Here is an 18881-nt window from a genome sequence, read left to right as displayed (position 1 = left end):
GGCCCGGCCCCGGGCGGACGGCGGGGCGGGGCGGGTGCACCGGCGCGGCAAGCGCGCGCGCATGCGGCAAACGCGGCGCACCGGGCGCCGGGGATGGCCCTGGCCGCCGGCACGCCGCGTCCGTCAATGTTTCACCGCATTGCCCCGCGTTGCGCGGTGTGACCCCCGGCGGCACCGGCCATGTTGCGCCGTGTGTCGCCAGGGTGCGCCGCTACTGCGCCGGGGTCTTGCCCACCGTCACGGTGGTCGACTCCGCGGCGCCGCCGCGGGAGTAGTGGACCACCGTGGTGCCGCCGGCCGGGATCTCGCGGATCGCGGCGGTCAGCGAGGTGCTGTCGGAGATGCTGCGTGCATCCACGCCGGTGATCACGTCGCCCGCCTTCAATCCCGCCTTGGCCGCCGGGCTGTCGGCGACGACCTCCTTGACCTCGGCGCCGACGCTGAACGAGGACGCGTTCGAGCCGTTGGCGCTGGCGGCCTTGGCCTGCACCGTGACCCCGAGCAGCCCGTGGGTGGCCGAGCCGTTGTCGATGATGTCGTTGGCGATGCGCTTGGCGTAGTCGATCGGGATGGCGAACCCGACGCCGATCGATCCGCTGTCGCCCGAGGAGCTGGCGCTGGAGCCGGAGGAGGCAATCGCGACGTTCACCCCGATGATGTTCCCGTTCACGTCCACCAGCGCGCCGCCGGAGTTGCCGTGGTTGATGGCCGCGTCGGTCTGGATCACGTTGATGAAGATCGAGCCCTCGGAGCTGGATGGCTGTTGCTGCTGCTCCGGGGCGCCGGGGAACTGGAAGTTGAACTGGTTGCCGTTGTCGTTCGAGTCGTTGCCCTCGGACTGCTTGGGCACCGCGGAGGAGGCGACGGAGATGGTGCGGTTCAGCGTGGAAATGATGCCGTCGGTGACGGTGCCGCTCAGGCCCAGCGGGGCGCCGATCGCGATGGCGGTGTCGCCCACGTTCAGGCTCCCGGAGGTGCCCAGCTCGGCCGGGACCAGGTCCTGCGCCTCGATCTTGATCACTGCCAAATCCGAGAGCGGGTCGGTGCCCACCACGGTGGCGTCGTGGACCTTCCCGTCGGAGGTGCGCACCGCGATCTTCGGGCTGTTGGTGGTCCCGCCCAGGGTCACCACGTGGGTGTTGGTCAGGATGTGCCCGGCCTTGTCCAGGATGATGCCCGAGCCCGAGCCAGCCTCGGAGCTGCCGGCGACGTCGATGGTCACGACGCTGGGGCTGGCCTTGGCGGCCGCGGCGGTGACCGCTGTGACGTTCTTCGGGTTGTTGATGACCACGTCGCCCTGCGGGGTGGTGCTCGACGAGGCCGCTGCCGTGGGATTGGAATTCATCACGTAGTTGGCGCCCACTGCGCCGCCCGCGCCGATGAAGGCGGCGGCGACCATGCCCACGATCAGGGCACCGGAGGTGAACTTCTTCGGCGCGTTGTTCCGGGCCGGGGGCAGCGGTGCACCGAAGGCGGAGGCGTGTTCCTCGGCGGTCGGGGTGCCGTAGGGCGAACCGCCCTGCGGCGCGGAGTTCCAGGCATGCGCCGGCTGCTGCGCCGCGGCCGGGGCCCCGTAGTGATGCTGCGGCTGCGCGCCGGCTGCCGGACCCTGGGCCGATGCGTCCGGTGCCGATGCGTCCTGGCCCGGGTTGCCCGAGTGGCGCGGCAGTGCCTGCGTCGGATCCGCGGCCCCCTCGATGCGGGAGACCGGCTGCGTGCCCTCGGTGCCCGCGGACGCGTCGCCCAATCCGTTGGCGGGGGTGCTCGGCGGGGTCGCGGGCCGCGGCGGCACGGCACCGGATTCCGGCTGCCGTTCCGGATCTCGGCCGGTGCCCGGCTGCTCAAACTGGTTCTCGCTCATGACTGTTCTTCCCATCCCTGACGGTGGATTCCTCTGCGTTTCCTGGTTACAACTATGCCCGCAAGGGCTGTGGCGGCGAAAAGGAGAACCTGAGTGTCGGCTGTGAGAAGGTGTGATTCGGAAACCGCCTGCCCCGTGCACCGGCGATTCTGTGGACTCGCGCGATTCACCCACCTAGAATCAACATCGACAGCAGAAACCGGAGAGTTGCATGGAATCATGCAACGATACGCGCATTTTCTGCGGCCGACCATGCAAGGGTGAAGGAAAACCATGAAATCGCTCCCCCGGCGGATGGCACTTGTTGCCTCCGCAGGAATCTTGTCCCTGTTCATGCTTGCACCCCCGGCCCTGGCCGACTCCCCCGTGCAGATCCCCCCGGGGCAGTTCGTCGTGGACCAGGCCAACGTCCTGGGTTCGGACGCCTCCGAGGTCGAGAACGCGGTGAAGCAGCTGCAACGGGACACCGGCCAGTCGCTCTACGTCATCTACGTCGACACCTTCAGCAACCCGGACGACCCCGCGGCCTGGATCGAAAAGGTTGCCGAGTCCAAGAACATGGGCACCAGCGACATGGTGCTGGCCGTCGCAACGCAGCAGCGCTTCGGCACGTTGGTCACCAACGACCGCAGCGAACTGCACGAATTCCAGCAGGACATCTTCAACCAGATGGTCAAGCCGGAGTTGTCCGACGATGAGTGGGCAGCAGCTGCCCTGGGCGCGGTCACCGGCATCGAAAACGTCTCCAACGGCAAGACCCCCGACGGCGACGAAGCAGCCACCGGCTCGAACGGTTCGGGCTCCAACGGCGGATCCGGCGGCGGCACCGCCGGCTGGCTGCTGGTCGGCGGCGTCGTGGTGGTCGGCGGCGCGACCGCCTGGGCGCTGACGCGCCGCAAGAAGCTCCCCGCGCAGCTCCCGCAGGTGGCCACCGGTCCCGACGGCAAGCCGCTGGACCCCCTGGCGTCGCTGGGCATCCCGGAATTGCGCACCAAGGCCGGCAGCCTGCTCATTGCCGCCGACGACGCCATCCGCTCCTCCGAGCAGGAGGTCGGCTTCGCCCAGGCGCAATTCGGCGAGGCCGCCATCAAGCCCTTCGCGGAGGACATCGAGACGGCCAAGACCCACATGTCCGAGTCCTTCAAGCTGCAGCAGCAATTGGACGACGAGATCCCCGACACCGAGGAAGAACAGCGTTCCTGGCTCGGTGAGATCATCCGCCGCTGCGAGGCCGTCAACGAGACCCTCGAGCAGCACACCGAGGAATTCGCCTCGCTGCGCGAGCTGGAAAAGAACGCACCGGAGGCCGCCGCCTCGCTCAAGGCCCGGATCGTGCCGCTGCGCCAGCGCGTCGGCTCGGTCCAGTCCCAGCTCACCGAGTTCGCAGCCCGCTACACCGACAGCGCGCTGAACCAGGTCCACACCAATATCGCCGAGGCCACCGAACGGCTGGACTTCGCCGACACCGCGGTGTCCACCGCCGAGGCGAAGATCGCCGCGGCCGAAACCGCCGAGGCCGCCGTTGCGGTCCGCGCCGGGGAGGACGCCGTGCACCAGGCCACCGTGCTGCTCGACGCCGTTGCGCACGCCGGGGACGACCTGGACAAGGCCCGCACCGACCTCGAGTCCCTGGTCTCCACCGCCGCCCAGGACCTGGCCCAGGGACGCGCCCTGGTCGCCAACGGTTCCAACCCGGAGCTGGCCGGATCCGTCGCCGCCCTGGAATCCGCGCTGTCCTCGGTCCAGGCGCAGGTCGGCACCGGACGGGTGGACCCGGTCGCCTTGCTGGCCGAAGTCGACGCCGGGCTTCGCCCGCTGAACGAGCAGCTGAACCAGATCCGCGATGCGCAGGAACGCAACCGCCGTGCGGCCGACCAGCTGCAGGCGGCCATCCGCTCCGCGCAAATGAAGATCACCGGCACCGACGACTTCATCCGCGCCCGTCGCGGCGGCGTCGGGGCCACGGCCCGCACCCGGCTGGCAGAAGCCCAGCGAAACCTCGAGGAAGCGCTGCGCCTGGCCTCCTCCGACCCGGTCAATGCCCTGTCCTACGCCGAGCACGCCTCGGCGCTGGCCGACCAGGCCGCCCGCGAGGCGGAGAACGACGTCAACGGCTTCGGCGGCGGGTTCGGCGGCGGCCGGGGCGGAAGCAACGGCCTGGGCGGAGCCATCCTCGGCGGCATCCTCATCGATTCCATCCTGCGCGGCGGCTCGCACTCCGGTGATTCCGGCGGCGGCATCTTCGGCGGCGGCGGGTTCGGCGGATTCGGCGGCGGCGGTGGCTTCGGCGGCGGATTCGGCGATGGCGCGGGAGGAAACTTCTAGGCGGCAGCACCCCAGCACCGGAACCGACCGCCCCGGTCGGTGCCACGGATCCCGGCTACCGACCGGGACCCCACAGATTGCAGTACTGCGTTTCCGGCACCGGAAGCGCGACAGAAATCAACCAGTCAGTCAACGAAAGGTCTCACCGTGGCAAAGCAGTCTATTTTTGGTCGAGTCGCCCAGCTGGCCAAGGCCAACATCAACGCCATGCTCGACTCGGCCGAGGATCCCCAGAAGATGCTCGACCAGATGGTCCGCGACTACACCGACAACATCGCTGAGGCCGAAACCGCCGTCGCCCAGACCATCGGCAACCTGCGCATGATCGAGGAAGACTACAACGAGGATGTCCAGGCGTCCTCCGACTGGGGCAGCAAGGCCCTGGCCGCCTCGGGCAAGGCCGACGATTTCCGCTCCGCCGGCGACACCGCCAACGCCGACAAGTTCGATTCGCTGGCCAAGGTCGCCATCCAGCGCCAGATGCAGGCCGAGTCCGAGGCGAAGTCCTCGGAGCCGACCATCACCTCGCAGCGCGAAATTGTGGAGAAGCTCAAGTCCGGCCTGGATGCCATGAAGTCCAAGCGCCAGGAACTGGTTTCCAAGCGCGACGAGCTTGTGGCCCGCGCCAAGTCCGCCCAGGCGCAGAACCAGGTGCAGGAGGCCGTGAAGTCCATCGACATCATGGATCCTTCCAGCGAGGTGGGCCGCTTCGAGGAAAAGATCCGTCGCGAAGAGGCCCGCGTGCGCGGCGCCGCCGAGCTTGCCTCCTCGTCGCTGGACGCGCAGTTCAACTCGCTGGAGGACATGGGCGAGCAGACCGAGATCGAGGCACGCCTGGCCGCGCTGAAGGCGCCGAAGACCGCGCCTTCGATCACCACCGGCGCGGACGAGTAACCAACCCCGCACCCACGCGCCGCGGCGGCCCCGTGTCCGCCGGCCAAAAGGACGGACGGGTGCCTTGCACACCGGGATGATTCCGGTTCGCAGGGCCCTCGCCCGTCCTTTTGCCGTCCCGCCGCACACCCGGCCCGGGAGCCCCGACCGCGCCCCCCTGCCCTCACCGGCCACGATCCCGCATTCATTTTTCGGTTATCCACAGAATTGCAAACCCTCTGGATACGAACCCGGCGGATCGGGCATGCTCAAAGGCATGAACACCGAGCAGTTCACCCAGCTCCTGGGCCAAGGCCGCGGACACACCGGCCAGGGCTCCACGCCCGGCCAACCCGTGTCCCGGGCCGATCGCTTGCGCCTGCTGCTCGCCGCCGAGGAATTCTTCGTTGCCACCGCCACCGAACTGGCCACCGGGTCAACCTCTCCCACTGAGGCCGCCATGGTCGCACTGATCGTCGAACGTGCCCACCGGCGCACAACCTACACCCAGATCCTCGCCGCACAATCCGCCCAGCGCACTCTGGCCCACGAGTTGCCGCTCGAAACCATGGAGCAGCTCTCCGCCATCGTGGCCGACCCCGCACCGTTCCTGGCGGGGAAGAGCTCCCTGCCCGCCGACCCGCTGACGGCGCCGATCGGGCGGCGGCCCCACAAGGACACTGCGGACTTCCTGCAGCACCTGTTGGGGACCGCATACTTCGAGGTCCGTGACCGGATCAATGCCGCCACCGCGCTGGCACCCCACGTGGACGTCAACGGGATCAGCCGCCCGGCCCGCTACCCCAAGCTCTCCGAGGACGCCCAGTCGGGGACGGTTGATCCCAGGCACGCGATCCAGCTGGCGAAGAAGATGGACAAGGTTGCACCCGTCATCAAAAAGCAACCCAAGGCCGAGGAACTCGCCACCACCTTGGAGGACAAGGTCCTGGAGTCGTTGCGCACCCAGGGTCCCCAGGCGACCGGCAAGCTCGTCACCGCCTGGCAGCGTCACCTGGAGGAATCTGCCCCCAGCGAGCCCAGCGACGAAGAGATCGACGCCAAGACCGGAATCTTCCTGACCCGCCGCACCGAGCACTTCTCGTACTTCAACCTATGCATGCTTAACGTGGACGCGGAGATCTTCCTGTCGCACTTCGCCAATGCGGACAACGCGCGCACCGCTGCGGGCAACAGGGACGGTCTTGCCCGCGATGCCGCGGCCCGGGCCCAAGGCCCCGTAGGCCAGGACGGCAGCGCGACGGATCTGAACGACGCGCGTCCGATTCCCGCCTGGGCGGTTGCCCCGGATGCCCCGACAAACGATCGCTCCCAGGCCGCCGACACGGACCCAGGGTTCGCCGTCACCAAGGACGACAAGGCCAACGAAGCCACCAAGACCACCATTGGCGAAGAGCAGGACGCGCCTGCCCTAGGGATTCCCGAAGAGGCCCCGACAGGGCAATGGCAGGAAGATGCTTCCCGCCTTGACGGATTGACACCGGCACGTCGCCACCTCCAATCAATCCTCAACGCGCTGCAAAGCGTCGGTGGTTCCGCCACGGGCGGCAAGGGCCGGGCCAGGGCGACTTTGGTGGTCCACTGCCAACTCGAAACACTTCTTGGGCTGGCCGAACGAGCCGGCATCAGCGCCCACGGGCTGGACATCAGCCCCGGGGAACTCAGACGGGTGTTGTGCGACGCAGGCGTATTGCCAGCCACGTTCAACGGCGAGAGCCAGATCCTGGATCTGGGCCGGGAACAGCGGTTCGTCCCGGATTACATGCGGGAGGGCATCCTCGCCAGGGACGGCGGATGCCTGGTTCCGGGTTGTGCGGTGCCGCCGGAGCACTGCGAAATGTGCCATATCGACTCGTGGGAAGACGGCGGGGTGACGAGTGTGGAAAATATCGGCCCCGGTTGCAGCTCGCACCACCATGATTTCCACTCCGGGAAGATTCAACTGGTCCGGGACAGCGATGGCTTGCCCGCGGTTTTGTTGCCCAAGTACCTCGATCCGGAACAGGTCCCGCGTCGCAACGACTACTGGCAACACCGGAGGCAAACCAACTCCCTGCTCTTCTAGCCGCGGTCCTGCATGCCACCGCCTCGATTGGGTGCCAAGATTCGGAAAATCGTTCAGGCGCAAGAAAGGCCCTGCGGATCCGTGGATCTGCAGGGCCTTCGTTGTGGAGATGGGGAGAATTGAACTCCCGTCCGATGTGGTGTTGCCAGGTCTTCTCCGGGCGCAGTTTGCGTTGGATTTTCTCTGCCCCAGTCGTCTTGCAAACAAGCGGCTGGTCCGGGCACAGTTACCTAAATTATGCGGGCCGTTCCGGTAACACTAACTTCCCGCAGTGGCTATCTAAATGACGTAAGGAACAGGGGCGATAGCATCCCCTGGCTTACGGACTGTCTGGCTGCTTAGGCAGCGAGAGCGAAGTCAGTGCGCTTTGAGTCGGCACTTATTGTTTTGCAAAGATCGTTAACGAGATAACTTTGCATCCTCGGCCCGCTTCACATGTCGCGACTCACACCGTCGAAACCGATCATCCCCGTATTTTGTTGTCAATGAGCAGCTTGCGCTGCCCCAACCACACGGATCAACCGTGCATATCTAGTCTAACGCACATTCGCGTCAGGTCTATTCCTTTGGCACGGCCAGGCCTAGTCGCGCACCCCGCGGTTTCGTTCCCGCATGGTGCGCAGCGCTTCGCGGTTGTCCTGTTTCTCACGCAAGGATTGGCGTTTGTCGTATTCCTTCTTGCCCCTGGCCACACCGATTTCGATCTTCGCGCGCCCGTTCTTGAAGTACAGGCTCAGCGGCACGATCGTCAGACCGGCCTCGTTGATCTTCCGCTCGATCTTCAGGAGCTCCATGCGGTGCAGCAGCAGCTTGCGTCGCCGCCGTGCGGCGTGGTTCGTCCACGAACCGTTGAGGTACTCCGGAATGTAGACGTTCTCGATGTACAACTCGTTGCGATAGAACTGCCCAAACCCGTCGACCAGCGATGCCTTGCCCTCACGCAGCGACTTGACCTCGGTCCCGCTGAGTACCATGCCAGCCTCGTAGGTATCGAGAATCTCGAAGTCGTGTCGGGCCTTGCGGTTGCTTGCAATGATCCGTTCTTGCGGGTCTTTCTTAGACACGTTGGCTTCTCCTCTCCGCGAGTGGTTTCTTCACTTGGCGAGCTTATAGCTTACCGCTAGAGAAGTCCCAATGGGTTTACGGCTGTACCGTTGACGATGGTCTCAAAGTGCATGTGGCAGCCGGTGGAATTGCCCGTGGTGCCGACGTAGCCGATGAGCTGGCCCTGCCTGACGTTCTGCCCCACGCTCACAACCACGCGCTGCATGTGGTGGTAGTTTGTCGCCAGGGCCCTGCCCTTGACCACGCCATGGCTGATGGTGACCTTGTTTCCGGAGGTTCCACCCCAGCCAGCCATCCACACTTCGCCGTCAGCAGCGGCATGCACCGGAGAACCACACTGGCCGCCGAAGCCCCAGTCGACGCCGGCGTGCACGTAGCCGCCACGGCCCCCGTAGTCGATCGTTCCGGACGGAGTGGGTCGCCAGCCAAAGCCCGAGGTCTGGCGTCCACCGGAGACCGGCTTGATCAGGCCCCACGAGCTACGTTCCTGGGGAACGGCTTGCGGCTTCGGGGCCACGTATTGTGGCTTGACGTAGGTGTCCTTCTTTTTCTGCCGCGCAGCTTCTTCCTTGGCCTTCTTGGCTCTCGCTGCTTCCTCGCGCTCCCACTTGGCCTTTGCCTCGGCGATGCGCTTGCGTTCGGCCTCCGCGGCCTTGCGCTTGCGTTCGGCTTCCTCACGGATCAGCCGTTCCTGCCGCTCCTTGATGTCCGCATTTACCTGTGCCTTTTCGACTTCCTCGGCGCGCAGTCTTTGCTGGATTCGCGGACGCTGGGCCAAGAGCTCGGCACTCAAGGCGTCGGTCTGGGTGATGATGCCGTCGAGCGACTGCTTCTTCGATTCCGCATCGTCTCGGGCAACTTGTTCACGCGCCAGCGCAGCGTCGGCGGCGGACTTGAGGTCGGTGATTTCGGCTTCAACCGCCGCCAACCGCAACTTGGCGTTCGCGTCGGTGGCGGATTGCTCGGAGAGGGCATCAAGCGCCGCGTTCTGCGAACGCATGGCTTGGTCGGCCAAGTCCATCCCTGCTGCCAGGTTGCCGTCGGACGTCGCGTTCAACAGCAAGGACAGGTCGGACGAGACCCCTCCACGTTTGTAGGCCTCAGTGGCGATCTGGCCAATGATTTGCTTGGAGTCCTCCAGCTTCGCCTTGCCCTCGGCAATCTTCACGTTCAGCTGGTCGCGGGTTTCGCGGGCAGCCTGCACCCGACGGGCGAGGTCCGCCGCTTCGTCGGAAGCTCGGCGCACCCTGCCCTGGGCATCGGCCAAGGCTTGCTCGGCAGCGGGAAGCTGCGCCTGCAATCCACGGAGTTTTGCGTCGGTGGCCTTGATATCACCGTCAAGGACTTCAAGATCCTCGGAGAGATTGTCAATGTTCTGCTCTACCTGGACCTTGCGGTCATCTAGCTCATCGGCGTGGGCGCCTACGCCTCCGGAAACCAGGAGTGCGATTGAAAGCGCACCCACGGCCCCTGAACGCGCAATCCGGCACCATACTGCTTTGGCTAACATAAATGTCCTTTGAGTCCTATGGGAAGCGAGTCTGACATGAGGAAGCGACGCACTAAACCTTCAAGTAGCGTCGCAAGGTTACCAACGACGATACACCAGCCAGAACCACACCCAGCAGGATCAGCCATGGCGCGACCATGAATACCTCGCCGGTGGAAATGAACGCCGTGTCCTTGTAGTCCAGTGCCAGCTTGTCGTCGATAAGGAATCTCACCGCAGCCCACAAGACCCCGGAGGCCAGCAGCGCACCAATCAGCGCGGAGATAACACCTTCCAGGACAAAGGGTAGTTGGAGTGAGGATTTCGAGGCGCCAACCAAGCGCATGATGCCGGTTTCACGGCGGCGCAGGTAGGCCGATAGGCGAATCGTCGTGCCCACAAGCAGCACGGCACACAGGATCATCACCCCGGCAATGCCGATGGCGACGAAGGAAGCGATATTGATGATGGAGAAGATCTTTTCCAGTAACTCCCGTTGGTCTACGACCACGTCCACGCCGTCCATCGACGAGAAGAGTTCCTTGATGATCTGGTATTTCTCCGGATCGACCAGCGAAACGCGGAACGACTCGGGCAGTTGGTCCGCCGTGACCGTTTCGCTCATCGAGGAGTTCTCGAACTGTTCGCGGAAGTGGGTGAGCGCCTGCTCCTTCGATTCGTACTCGAAGTTCTCCACGTATGGCTTGACGGCCGCCGAGCCCAGCATGGACTCGATTTCGCCGCGCTGGCCTTCCGTGACCGCGCCCTCGGCGCAGTTGGTACCTTCGTTGTGTTCACCGCAGAGGTAGATGGCCACCTGGACCTTGTCGTACCAGTAGCCCTTCATCTGCGTGATCTGCATCTGCATCAAGGCAGCGGTGCCCACGAACGTCAACGAAATGAAGGTGACCAAGACGACGGATACGACCATGGAAAGGTTGCGGCGGAGGCCTGAGCCTACTTCGCCAAGAATGAATCCGAGTTTCATGGCATGTCGTCCTCAGTGTCGAACGGTGCAAAGGCCTGGTTACCTGTCGACGGTTTTTGCCATGTGCTGTGATCGGCCTGCCGCAATTCGCGCGTGCCGTCCTGGTTGATCACCGGGATCATCGAGGTGTATTCGCCGGCGCTTTCATCGCGCATGATCTTGCCGAGTGAAAGCTCGACGACCCGGCGACGCATTGAGTTGACGATGCCGTCATCGTGCGTGGCCATGATCACCGTGGTGCCGTTTTGGTTGATCCGGTCCAGCACGTTCATGATCCCGACGCTCGTTGCTGGGTCCAGGTTTCCCGTGGGCTCGTCAGCGAGCAGGATCTGTGGTTTGTTGGCAATGGCGCGGGCTATGGCCACGCGCTGTTGTTCACCGCCGGAAAGTTCGTCGGGCTGGCGCTTTTCCTTGCCTTCGAGGCCTACAAGTTTCAAGACCTCGGGCACGTGGTCGCGAATGGCGCTTCGGCTTTCCCCGACCACCTGCATCGCAAAGGCGACGTTCTCAAACACGTTTTTCTGCGGCAACAGGCGGAAGTCCTGGAACACGACGCCGATGCCTCGGCGCAGCTTGGGCACGCGCCACGAGGGGATACGTGCAACGTTCTGCCCGGCAACGTGCACCGAACCACCGGTTGCAACGATTTCGCGAAGGATCAGGCGGAGGAATGTGGACTTGCCGGAGCCAGAGGCCCCCACAAGAAACGCGAAGTCACCGCGGTCAATCTCAATGGTTACGTCGTCGAGGCCAGGGCGCGCATTCTCCGAACCAAGGCGTGACTTTTGGTCATAGACCATCGTGACGTTTTCGAATCTAATCATCGCAGCTCTGCCCGCGGGATCGCCGGCGCATGATCCAGGCACGGGACTTGGTTGAAGGAAGTTGCAAAGCCAGCCCTTGAACTCTATCCGTCCCGGCGGCACACATCCGGGACTAAAAGCGGGTGTGTCACGAAACTGTGAGTCCGATGGGCGCGCGCTGCGTATCCGATCCGTGACGGTCAACCGCGGACAGCGGGCTCACCACCGCGCTGGCAAGTCTCCCGCTAACGCAACGACGTGCCCGCGCCCGGCGCAGGGATCGATGACCTCGTGAACGACCGGGAACCGGCGCTATCCCAGCAACAACGGCGCTTCCGTCGCGGACTGGACCTGTTCGGGGGTGACACCGGGAGCGCATTCGATCAACCGAAGCCCTGCATCCGTGATGTCGATGACGGCGAGATCTGTGATGATGCGTTGCACCACCGCACGGCCGGTCAGCGGCAGGGAGCATTCGTTGACGATCTTCGCGCTACCGTCCTTGGCCACATGCTCCATCAGGACAATCACGCGCTTGGCACCGTGGACCAGGTCCATGGCTCCTCCTGGGCCCTTGACCATCTTGCCCGGAATCATCCAGTTGGCCAGGTCTCCGGCGGCGGAAACCTGCATGGCACCGAGGATTGCTGCATCGATCTTGCCGCCGCGGATCATCGCGAAGCTGGTGGCCGAATCGAAGTAGCTGGCGCCGGGAAGCACCGTCACGGTTTCCTTCCCGGCATTGATCAGGTCGGGATCGACATCTGCCTCGGCGGGATAAGGGCCAACGCCAAGGATCCCATTTTCCGATTGGAGCACCAACGTGCGGTCGGCCGGAACATAGTTCGGCACGAGCGTGGGCAGCCCGATCCCCAGGTTCACGTATGCACCGTCCGGCAGTTCAAGCGCGGCGCGTGCCGCCATTTCATTGCGTGACCAAGACATTGCCTAGGCCTCCTTCGTCAGCGGCCGGTCGCCCGATGCAGCGCTTGCTGCCTGCACGGTGCGTTTTTCAATTGGCTTTTCGATGTCGGTTCCGACCTCGACCACGCGGTGGACGAAGACCCCGGGCAGGTGGATTGCATCGGGATCGAGTTCGCCAGGCTCGACCAGGTGCTCCACCTCGGCAATGCAGATCTTCCCTGCCATCGCCGCTACGGGCGAAAATTGCCGGGCGGCCTTGTTGAACACGAGGTTTCCATGACGGTCTCCGTAGGCCGCATGCACCAGGGCATAATCGGTGACGATGGATTCTTCAAGGACAAATGTCTTGGTTTCCCCGCCCGGCGCAAAGTCACGCTGGTCCTTGGGTTGGGAGGCCTGGACGATTTCTCCGTCTGGCCCGTATCGCTGGGGCAGCCCGCCCTCGGCCACCTGGGTGCCGACGCCGGTGCGTGTGTAGAAGGCCGCAATTCCGGCTCCGCCCGCGCGCAGTTTCTCGGCGAGCGTTCCCTGCGGGGTCAGCTCGAGCTCCAGTTCGCCCTTGAGGTAGCGGCGCGCAAATTCCTTGTTCTCCCCGACGTAGGAGGACGTCATCTTCGAAATCCGGCCGGCACCCAGCAAAATCCCCAGACCGTGCTCGTCGGTTCCGCAATTGTTCGAGACGACCTTGAGGTCTCCCACCCCGCTTTCCAGTACCGCACGGATCAGTGCGTTGGGGTTTCCCGAGAGTCCAAAGCCTCCCACCGCGATGGAGGCAGATTCGGGAATGTCCGCTACTGCGGCGCCGGCAGATTCATAGGTCTTGTCTAACATTCCTGCACTCCTGGGATTGCGGATGGACGATACCCGGAGACCACATACCGGTTGGCGCGAAGCACCCCTGCTTGGTGCTTGGCATCGCATGACCTGCGTGTGGTTCCTTAGCCACATCGTAGGACGTCCAAGCGGGAAATTCACCCATAGGGCCCAATGGGCCGCCGAACGGGTCGGCCGGCCTCCCGAGATTGCGGCCAGGCTTTCGCCCATGCGCCCATGTTCCTGCCTCCAGGCAGACAACGAAGGAGGTCCCACAGGCACATGGTCAAAATGTGCCTGCGGGACCTCCTTCGCGTTGGTGCGTGTTTAGGCCCCCGGGCGGCGCTGCGCGGCGCGCCAGCGGATCCCGGCGTCGATGAAGTCGTCGATTTCGCCATCGAGCACCGAAGAGGTGTTTCCAACCTCGTGCTCGGTGCGCAGGTCCTTGACCATTTGGTAGGGGTTGAGCACGTAGGAGCGCATCTGGTCGCCCCACGAAGCCTTCACGTCGCCGGCCATCTGCTTCTTTTGTGCGTCCTGTTCGGCCTTCTTCACGAGCAACAGTCGCGACTGCAGAACGCGCAGCGCGGCCGCGCGGTTCTGGATCTGCGACTTTTCGTTCTGCATCGACACCACGATGCCCGTGGGGATGTGGGTCATGCGCACCGCGGAGTCGGTGGTGTTCACGGACTGCCCGCCGGGGCCCGAGGAACGGTACACATCGACGCGGATCTCATTTTCCGGGATCTCGATGGAGTCGTTTTGCTCGATCAGCGGGATGACCTCGACCGCGGCGAAGGATGTCTGGCGGCGGCCCTGGTTGTCGAAAGGCGAGATGCGCACCAGGCGGTGGGTTCCGGCCTCGACCGACAGCGTGCCGAATGCGTACGGGGCGTTGACCTCGAAGGTCGCTGACTTCAGGCCGGCCTCTTCGGCGTATGAGGTGTCCATGACCCGGGTGGAGTAGCCGTGCTTTTCCGCCCAACGCAGGTACATGCGCATCAGCATCTCGGCGAAATCGGCTGCGTCCACGCCTCCGGCCCCGGCACGGATGGTGACGACGGCCTCGCGCGAATCAAATTCGCCGGAGAGCAGGGTCACCACTTCCAAGTCGGCCAATGCCTTGCGCACCGACTTGAATTCGGTCTCGGCCTCCTGCAAGGTGTCGGCGTCACCTTCCATTTCCGCGAGTTCGACGAGCACTTCCAGATCCTCGATGCGGTTGTGGATGACGGTCAGTCGCTCAAGCTCGGATTGGCGGTGCGAAAGCTTGGAGGTGACGACCTGCGCGGCGGCCGGGTTGTCCCAAAGATCGGGAACGCCGGCTTCCTCGGAGAGCATTTCAATGTCCGCACGGATGCGCGGCACATCGGAGACCTCTTCAATGGAGGCATAGGTGGAGCGCAGTGATTTGATTTCGGCAGAAAAGTCAGTTGAAGCCATGGTAGTTTCCAGCCTACGACATTTGCGGGGCCAGGCATTGCCCCGGCCGGCGATTGTGGCCAATGCGTCCGGGAACGCCGGAGCTGTGCCGCGGTTCGGATACGGCCTGCTGGCGATCCCGGCGAGCGCCGTGGCCCAGGTCCAGCCGGCTGGCCCAGTACCCACAGCCCCGCACCCACAGCCCAGTGCCCGCGGAGCAGCGATTCAGCGCGAAAGCAGCGTCCGGGCGTAGGCGTCCACCCGGATATTCACGCCGCCCGGGACCACCCAGCCGATGATCGGCGGATGCACGACCGCACCGAGCCGCACATGTGCGGTGACTGCATCCGGTTCAACCCCGGCGGCAACGATGTGCAGGTTGGAAAAGCCCGCCCCGGCGTTGACGTCACCGAGGTATTTTTCCGCAGCGTGCCGGACCTCGGATGGCTGCAGGCGGAGCGTGGCGATGTCCTCGCCCCCGGCGGTGAGCTCGAAGTTGTCGGCCGCCGCAGCGACCGCACCGTCGGCCACCGACAGGAGCTTGTGCGCCTGGACGTTGACCGCCGTGGCGGCGAGCACGACGCTGATGGCTAGCAGGGCGATCGCTACCATTCCGATGATCAGCACCATGGACTGGCCCGCTTCGCGCCCCGGAGGAATCATGGTTCGCACCGTGCTCCGGTGGCCCCCGGAGGCTGGCCAGGGTGCGAGAGTATCCCCCGGGCGGGGCTTCGCGCGTATTCCCGTGCGGCTACCCATATCGATCGACCCGCTGGGTTGCGTCGGATTGGACGCTGCCGGTGCGCCAACTCCAGCCCTCGGGGAGCAGCGGGAGGACCGTTTCAATGGACACATGGACCGTCACGGTGCTTCCCGCACTCAGGCAGGTGCCCCGGCAGCTGTAGGTGAAATGCGTGCGGCCGGGCCCGACCTCCATGTTGGCCGCGGCGCGTTGCACGGCATCGGCCGCCCTTGCACGGCCTTGGCCTTCGGTTTGGGCGGTGACGAAGACCTTGGCGGCGTGGTCCGCCGCTCCCACCGCGGCGTAGCTGGCCGCCTGGACGTGCGCGGCGCCCACCACCAGATAGACCAGCGGCACCAGCAGCAGCACCACCAGGAAGATGAATTCGATGATGGACGAGCCGTCCTGTGCGCCGCGGGAGGCCCGACGACGCAGGCAGGTTGCTGCGGGGCCGGCCGCGGTTGTGGCCCGGATCGCGGCGGCGGGACGGCATGCGTTACCCGGTCGCCGGTGCCGGGAACCGACCTCCCGGGGAACGGCGTGCCCTCGTGCCCTATCCATAGCGCACCGACTCCCCCCGGACCACGAACTCGCCCATGAAGGGGACCATACCGAAGAGCGGGATTCCTGCCCGCACGGTGATCCGCACGCCCGGTGTGCCGCCGATGTCGATGGGGGTGGCGTGCACATTGGAAGCGAACCGGTCGCTGAGCGCCCCGCGGATCAGTTCCTGGGTGCGGCGCACCCCGTCGCCGGGCCCGCGGTCGGCCAGGGTTCCGTATCTGGCGCCGGCCGCCGCGGCATCCATGAGCGTGTTGCGCACATGCAGCGCAAAAGTCAGCTGCAAGATGCCCATGAACACCGCGATCAGCAGCGCGGAGACCATCACGAATTCGGCGACCGCCGAACCTTGCTGGTTCTCCTGCGTGCCGTGCTTCCGGGATTCGATGGGCCGTGGCATGCGCGCGTCGCTAGCCCATCCCCGCAACCCGGTCGATCGCTTGGTTGAACAGCTCTTCCAGGCGCGGGCCGGCGATGGCCAGGAGCGCCGCAACAAGCAACGCGCTCATTAAAGTGATCATGACCCAACCCATGACCACAAAGTACCTATGTTGAGATAATCTTGCTCCATGACAACTACAGCGGCGATTTACGCCCGAATCTCGCGGGACAAGAAGCAGGGAACCGAAGACGAGGGCGCGAGCGTTTCCTCCCAGATCAAGGCCTGTAAGGAATTCATCACGGCCAAGGGCTGGACCTTGGGCGAGATCTACCAAGACAACTCGATCTCTGCCACCAATGGAGCAGAGCGCCCAGACTTCGAACGGCTCCTACTGGATGCCCCCGCTGTGGTGGTTGCCTACAAGCAAGACAGACTCAGCCGAGACGTGCTGGACACCCTCCGCATCAAGGGAGCCGGGATCACGGGCTACATGTGCGACGGCGGCAAGTTGGATTTTGCTACCTCCGATGCTGGCATGATTTCCATCATCCGTTCGGCAATCGACGCCGCCGAGGGTGAGAAGAAATCCGAGCGTCAAAAGCTGGCAAACCAACGCATTGCTGAGACGGGGAAGTATCGCGGTTCGATCCGCCCATTCGGTCAAGAGCGGGACGGCTCTTGGGTCAAAGCGGAAGCTCAGGCAGTCGTTGAGGCCGCAGAGAAGCTGGCCTCCGGTGAATGGTCATTCTTCAAGGTCTCCGAGTTGTGGAACCTTCAAGGCCTCAAGACTCCACAGACCGGCAAACAAGGCGGCAAGGCGTGGACCTCCGGAACCGTTCGGAACTACTTCACGAGGCCGCGACTCTACGGGATGCAGGACTACCAAGGAACACTGTATGTACTCAAAGACTGGAAGCCCCTTCTCACCAAGGATCAGTTCGATGCTATTCAGCTCCGGATCGAATCCAAGCGCACAGGGAAGCGTGACAGTACGATCACACGGCACGACGTCCGATTGCTGACCAACATCATTCAGTGCGTAGTTTGCGACCGTGGGATGAACGCTGGACAACGAGGCGGCACGGGCTCCCCCAGAACCTACCGGTGCCCCACGACGAAACATGTCACGATCACAGCCGAACCACTGGAAGATGCCGTCAGCATCCGCGCACTTGATCTCCTGTCCCAACACAATGAGGTCAGGGCACAACAGGAGGGCACAGCACGCCGCCTCGCCGAGGCGCAGGGAGAGAAGCTCCGGATCTCCATGGAACATGACGAGTGGCTCTCAGAAGCGATTGAGGCAGGTCTACGCCCGTCACTCATTGCCGACAAAGAAGCCAAGCACGCCGAGAAGATATCCGGGCTGGATGCAGAGTTGTTCAACCTCAACCAAGACAAGACCGTGAGCATCTTCGAGGGCTTCGAGCTGTCCGGATGGAAGGCCGCACCGATAGAGCTTAGGCGGGATCTCCTGGCCTCCGTGTTTGCGGAAATCAAGATCAGCCGAGGCGGTCAGGGCAAACGGTTCTCCGAGGATGTCATCGACTACGCCTATACGCCGTTGGGCGAGAAGCTCCGGGACGCTCACGTTGCGACCCTGTTGGAATCACTGCACCCGTGGGAACTCCCCGAACTGCCGAGCAGGGCATCATCCACTCCTGAGCCACTCTGGGAAAAGCCCAAGTTGCCCAAGAAGCCCAAGAACCTCACGGGTCCAACTTTCACCGATGACATTGAGTTCGAGATTTCCGAGGTGGGCAAACAGCTTTGGGAGCCATCCGCCCAGAATCCTGGATGAACCACATGAGTAACCGGCGATCGCGCGCCGTAGGACGCAGGCCCCTTGCCTTTTGGTAGGGGCCTTCCTTTGCGAACCATTCTTAGGTAGAATGGAGGCTGCTCAATTTTCCGTTTCAACCCAAAGGACACGAACACCGGACCCAGACCCATGCTCGAAGTACGCGCGCACAGGAGCTGTCCACACGGCTCCTTTTTTGATGCCCAAAAGGGTACTTACTTGGGGGTCGGTGGGTATGGAGTACATACCTAGACTTATTTGGGGGTGGGGTACGAGTCATTAGCACACCATGTTAACCAAAAGCAAGCCACGCTTGAAATCGTTATAAACATGTGGTATACTATTCGAGTAAGGTATTCCGAATCCTTATCTCAAGGCCTGTCCAGCCTGACATTGAATTGCACGGCCTGTTGACCATATCAACAGGCCGTGCCAATGCATCCAATCGGGCGACCATTTTTTTGCCTCTACGCACAGTCCCTCTTTAATCCGAAACTGTGCATAATAACTCATAGTAAGGAATATCCATTCATGCCTCACGCGAACCAGAACACCCGCCAAAGCCTCAGGGGTCTACATGACCGCTCGGAGCTGAACAAGGTACGTCTCCGTCTCTATCACGCGAATCGTCGCCAGATGAAGCTAGCGGACGAGACTCACGCCAATAACGTGTTGCTCCTGGAGCTTGCACAGCAAGAGCAGGAACTAGCCCAAAGCCACGTCACAGGATGACACCCGCACCGGCTCGC

At 63.8% G+C, this 18881-nt stretch carries 15 protein-coding genes and 1 other RNA gene; 4 read left to right on the top strand and 12 right to left on the bottom strand.

Going from position 1 to position 18881, the window contains the following annotated elements; all coding sequences use genetic code 11:
- Nucleotides 1–211: 211 nt before the first annotated feature.
- Nucleotides 212–1861 carry a S1C family serine protease gene (locus tag FPY90_RS00720; RefSeq protein WP_498683301.1) on the bottom strand — a complete coding sequence of 550 codons (1650 nt, stop codon included), beginning with the start codon at nucleotides 1859–1861 and terminating at the stop codon, nucleotides 212–214.
- Nucleotides 1862–2134: 273 nt separating this feature from the next.
- On the opposite strand from FPY90_RS00720, the gene FPY90_RS00715 reads away from it, so the two are divergent.
- From FPY90_RS00715 to FPY90_RS00705, 3 genes are all read left to right on the top strand, one after another.
- Nucleotides 2135–4186, top strand: coding sequence for a TPM domain-containing protein (locus FPY90_RS00715; protein WP_498683299.1), 2052 nt, complete (start codon nucleotides 2135–2137; stop codon nucleotides 4184–4186).
- Nucleotides 4187–4333: 147 nt separating this feature from the next.
- A complete protein-coding gene (locus tag FPY90_RS00710; protein ID WP_071213552.1) occupies nucleotides 4334–5080 on the top strand; it encodes a PspA/IM30 family protein in 747 nt (248 codons plus the stop codon).
- Nucleotides 5081–5336: 256 nt separating this feature from the next.
- Complete coding sequence (locus FPY90_RS00705; protein WP_498683296.1) at nucleotides 5337–7142, top strand: HNH endonuclease signature motif containing protein; 1806 nt, start codon at nucleotides 5337–5339, stop codon at nucleotides 7140–7142.
- Nucleotides 7143–7243: 101 nt separating this feature from the next.
- Here FPY90_RS00705 and ssrA read toward each other — a convergent pair.
- The 11 genes from ssrA to FPY90_RS00650 form a co-directional block, all read right to left on the bottom strand.
- Nucleotides 7244–7613, bottom strand: a transfer-messenger RNA (tmRNA) gene (ssrA, locus tag FPY90_RS00700).
- 110 nt (nucleotides 7614–7723) lie between these two features.
- A complete protein-coding gene (smpB, locus tag FPY90_RS00695) occupies nucleotides 7724–8206 on the bottom strand; it encodes an SsrA-binding protein SmpB (protein WP_083411005.1) in 483 nt (160 codons plus the stop codon).
- 56 nt (nucleotides 8207–8262) lie between these two features.
- The gene (locus tag FPY90_RS00690; protein WP_286135264.1) at nucleotides 8263–9672 is read right to left on the bottom strand and encodes a peptidoglycan DD-metalloendopeptidase family protein; all 1410 of its coding nucleotides are present in this window, start codon (nucleotides 9670–9672) and stop codon (nucleotides 8263–8265) included.
- Between the two features lie 97 nt (nucleotides 9673–9769).
- Nucleotides 9770–10684, bottom strand: coding sequence for a permease-like cell division protein FtsX (gene ftsX, locus FPY90_RS00685; RefSeq protein ID WP_071213555.1), 915 nt, complete (start codon nucleotides 10682–10684; stop codon nucleotides 9770–9772).
- Nucleotides 10681–11508, bottom strand: coding sequence for a cell division ATP-binding protein FtsE (gene ftsE / locus FPY90_RS00680; protein ID WP_071213556.1), 828 nt, complete (start codon nucleotides 11506–11508; stop codon nucleotides 10681–10683). The genes ftsX and ftsE overlap by 4 nt, the downstream gene beginning before the upstream one ends.
- A gap of 291 nt (nucleotides 11509–11799) precedes the next feature.
- Nucleotides 11800–12432, bottom strand: a complete 633-nt coding sequence (locus tag FPY90_RS00675; RefSeq protein ID WP_071213557.1) for a CoA transferase subunit B — start codon at nucleotides 12430–12432, stop codon at nucleotides 11800–11802.
- A gap of 3 nt (nucleotides 12433–12435) precedes the next feature.
- Nucleotides 12436–13242, bottom strand: coding sequence for a CoA transferase subunit A (locus tag FPY90_RS00670; protein WP_071213558.1), 807 nt, complete (start codon nucleotides 13240–13242; stop codon nucleotides 12436–12438).
- Nucleotides 13243–13551: 309 nt separating this feature from the next.
- Nucleotides 13552–14667 carry a peptide chain release factor 2 gene (gene prfB / locus FPY90_RS00665; RefSeq protein WP_071213559.1) on the bottom strand — a complete coding sequence of 372 codons (1116 nt, stop codon included), beginning with the start codon at nucleotides 14665–14667 and terminating at the stop codon, nucleotides 13552–13554.
- A 204-nt stretch (nucleotides 14668–14871) separates the two neighbouring features.
- On the bottom strand, nucleotides 14872–15309 hold the full coding sequence (locus FPY90_RS00660) for a hypothetical protein (RefSeq protein ID WP_071213560.1): 438 nt from the start codon (nucleotides 15307–15309) through the stop codon (nucleotides 14872–14874).
- A gap of 88 nt (nucleotides 15310–15397) precedes the next feature.
- A complete protein-coding gene (locus tag FPY90_RS00655; RefSeq protein WP_498683292.1) occupies nucleotides 15398–15949 on the bottom strand; it encodes a hypothetical protein in 552 nt (183 codons plus the stop codon).
- On the bottom strand, nucleotides 15942–16349 hold the full coding sequence (locus tag FPY90_RS00650) for a TadE family protein (protein WP_071213561.1): 408 nt from the start codon (nucleotides 16347–16349) through the stop codon (nucleotides 15942–15944). Before FPY90_RS00650 ends, FPY90_RS00655 begins: the two co-directional genes overlap by 8 nt.
- A gap of 169 nt (nucleotides 16350–16518) precedes the next feature.
- Between FPY90_RS00650 and FPY90_RS00645 the strand changes: the two genes are divergently transcribed.
- Complete coding sequence (locus tag FPY90_RS00645; protein WP_498683289.1) at nucleotides 16519–18132, top strand: recombinase family protein; 1614 nt, start codon at nucleotides 16519–16521, stop codon at nucleotides 18130–18132.
- Nucleotides 18133–18881 lie beyond the last annotated feature (749 nt).

This window comes from Arthrobacter sp. C2 (genome assembly GCA_024207135.1).
Taxonomy (GTDB): domain Bacteria; phylum Actinomycetota; class Actinomycetes; order Actinomycetales; family Micrococcaceae; genus Paeniglutamicibacter.
Note: the sequence above shows the minus strand (reverse complement) of the source record. Positions and strands in the feature narration are given on the sequence as shown.

Excerpts from the sequence above, each read along its gene's own strand:
- FPY90_RS00720 (WP_498683301.1), bottom strand. The coding sequence starts at position 1,861 with ATGAGCGAGAACCAGTTTGAGCAGCCGGGCACCGGCCGAGATCCGGAA.
- FPY90_RS00715 (WP_498683299.1), top strand. The coding sequence starts at position 2,135 with ATGAAATCGCTCCCCCGGCGGATGGCACTTGTTGCCTCCGCAGGAATC.
- FPY90_RS00705 (WP_498683296.1), top strand. The coding sequence starts at position 5,337 with ATGAACACCGAGCAGTTCACCCAGCTCCTGGGCCAAGGCCGCGGACAC.
- ftsX (WP_071213555.1), bottom strand. The coding sequence starts at position 10,684 with ATGAAACTCGGATTCATTCTTGGCGAAGTAGGCTCAGGCCTCCGCCGC.
- ftsE (WP_071213556.1), bottom strand. The coding sequence starts at position 11,508 with ATGATTAGATTCGAAAACGTCACGATGGTCTATGACCAAAAGTCACGC.
- FPY90_RS00675 (WP_071213557.1), bottom strand. The coding sequence starts at position 12,432 with ATGTCTTGGTCACGCAATGAAATGGCGGCACGCGCCGCGCTTGAACTG.
- FPY90_RS00670 (WP_071213558.1), bottom strand. The coding sequence starts at position 13,242 with ATGTTAGACAAGACCTATGAATCTGCCGGCGCCGCAGTAGCGGACATT.
- prfB (WP_071213559.1), bottom strand. The coding sequence starts at position 14,667 with ATGGCTTCAACTGACTTTTCTGCCGAAATCAAATCACTGCGCTCCACC.
- FPY90_RS00660 (WP_071213560.1), bottom strand. The coding sequence starts at position 15,309 with ATGATTCCTCCGGGGCGCGAAGCGGGCCAGTCCATGGTGCTGATCATC.
- FPY90_RS00655 (WP_498683292.1), bottom strand. The coding sequence starts at position 15,949 with ATGGATAGGGCACGAGGGCACGCCGTTCCCCGGGAGGTCGGTTCCCGG.
- FPY90_RS00650 (WP_071213561.1), bottom strand. The coding sequence starts at position 16,349 with ATGCCACGGCCCATCGAATCCCGGAAGCACGGCACGCAGGAGAACCAG.
- FPY90_RS00645 (WP_498683289.1), top strand. The coding sequence starts at position 16,519 with ATGACAACTACAGCGGCGATTTACGCCCGAATCTCGCGGGACAAGAAG.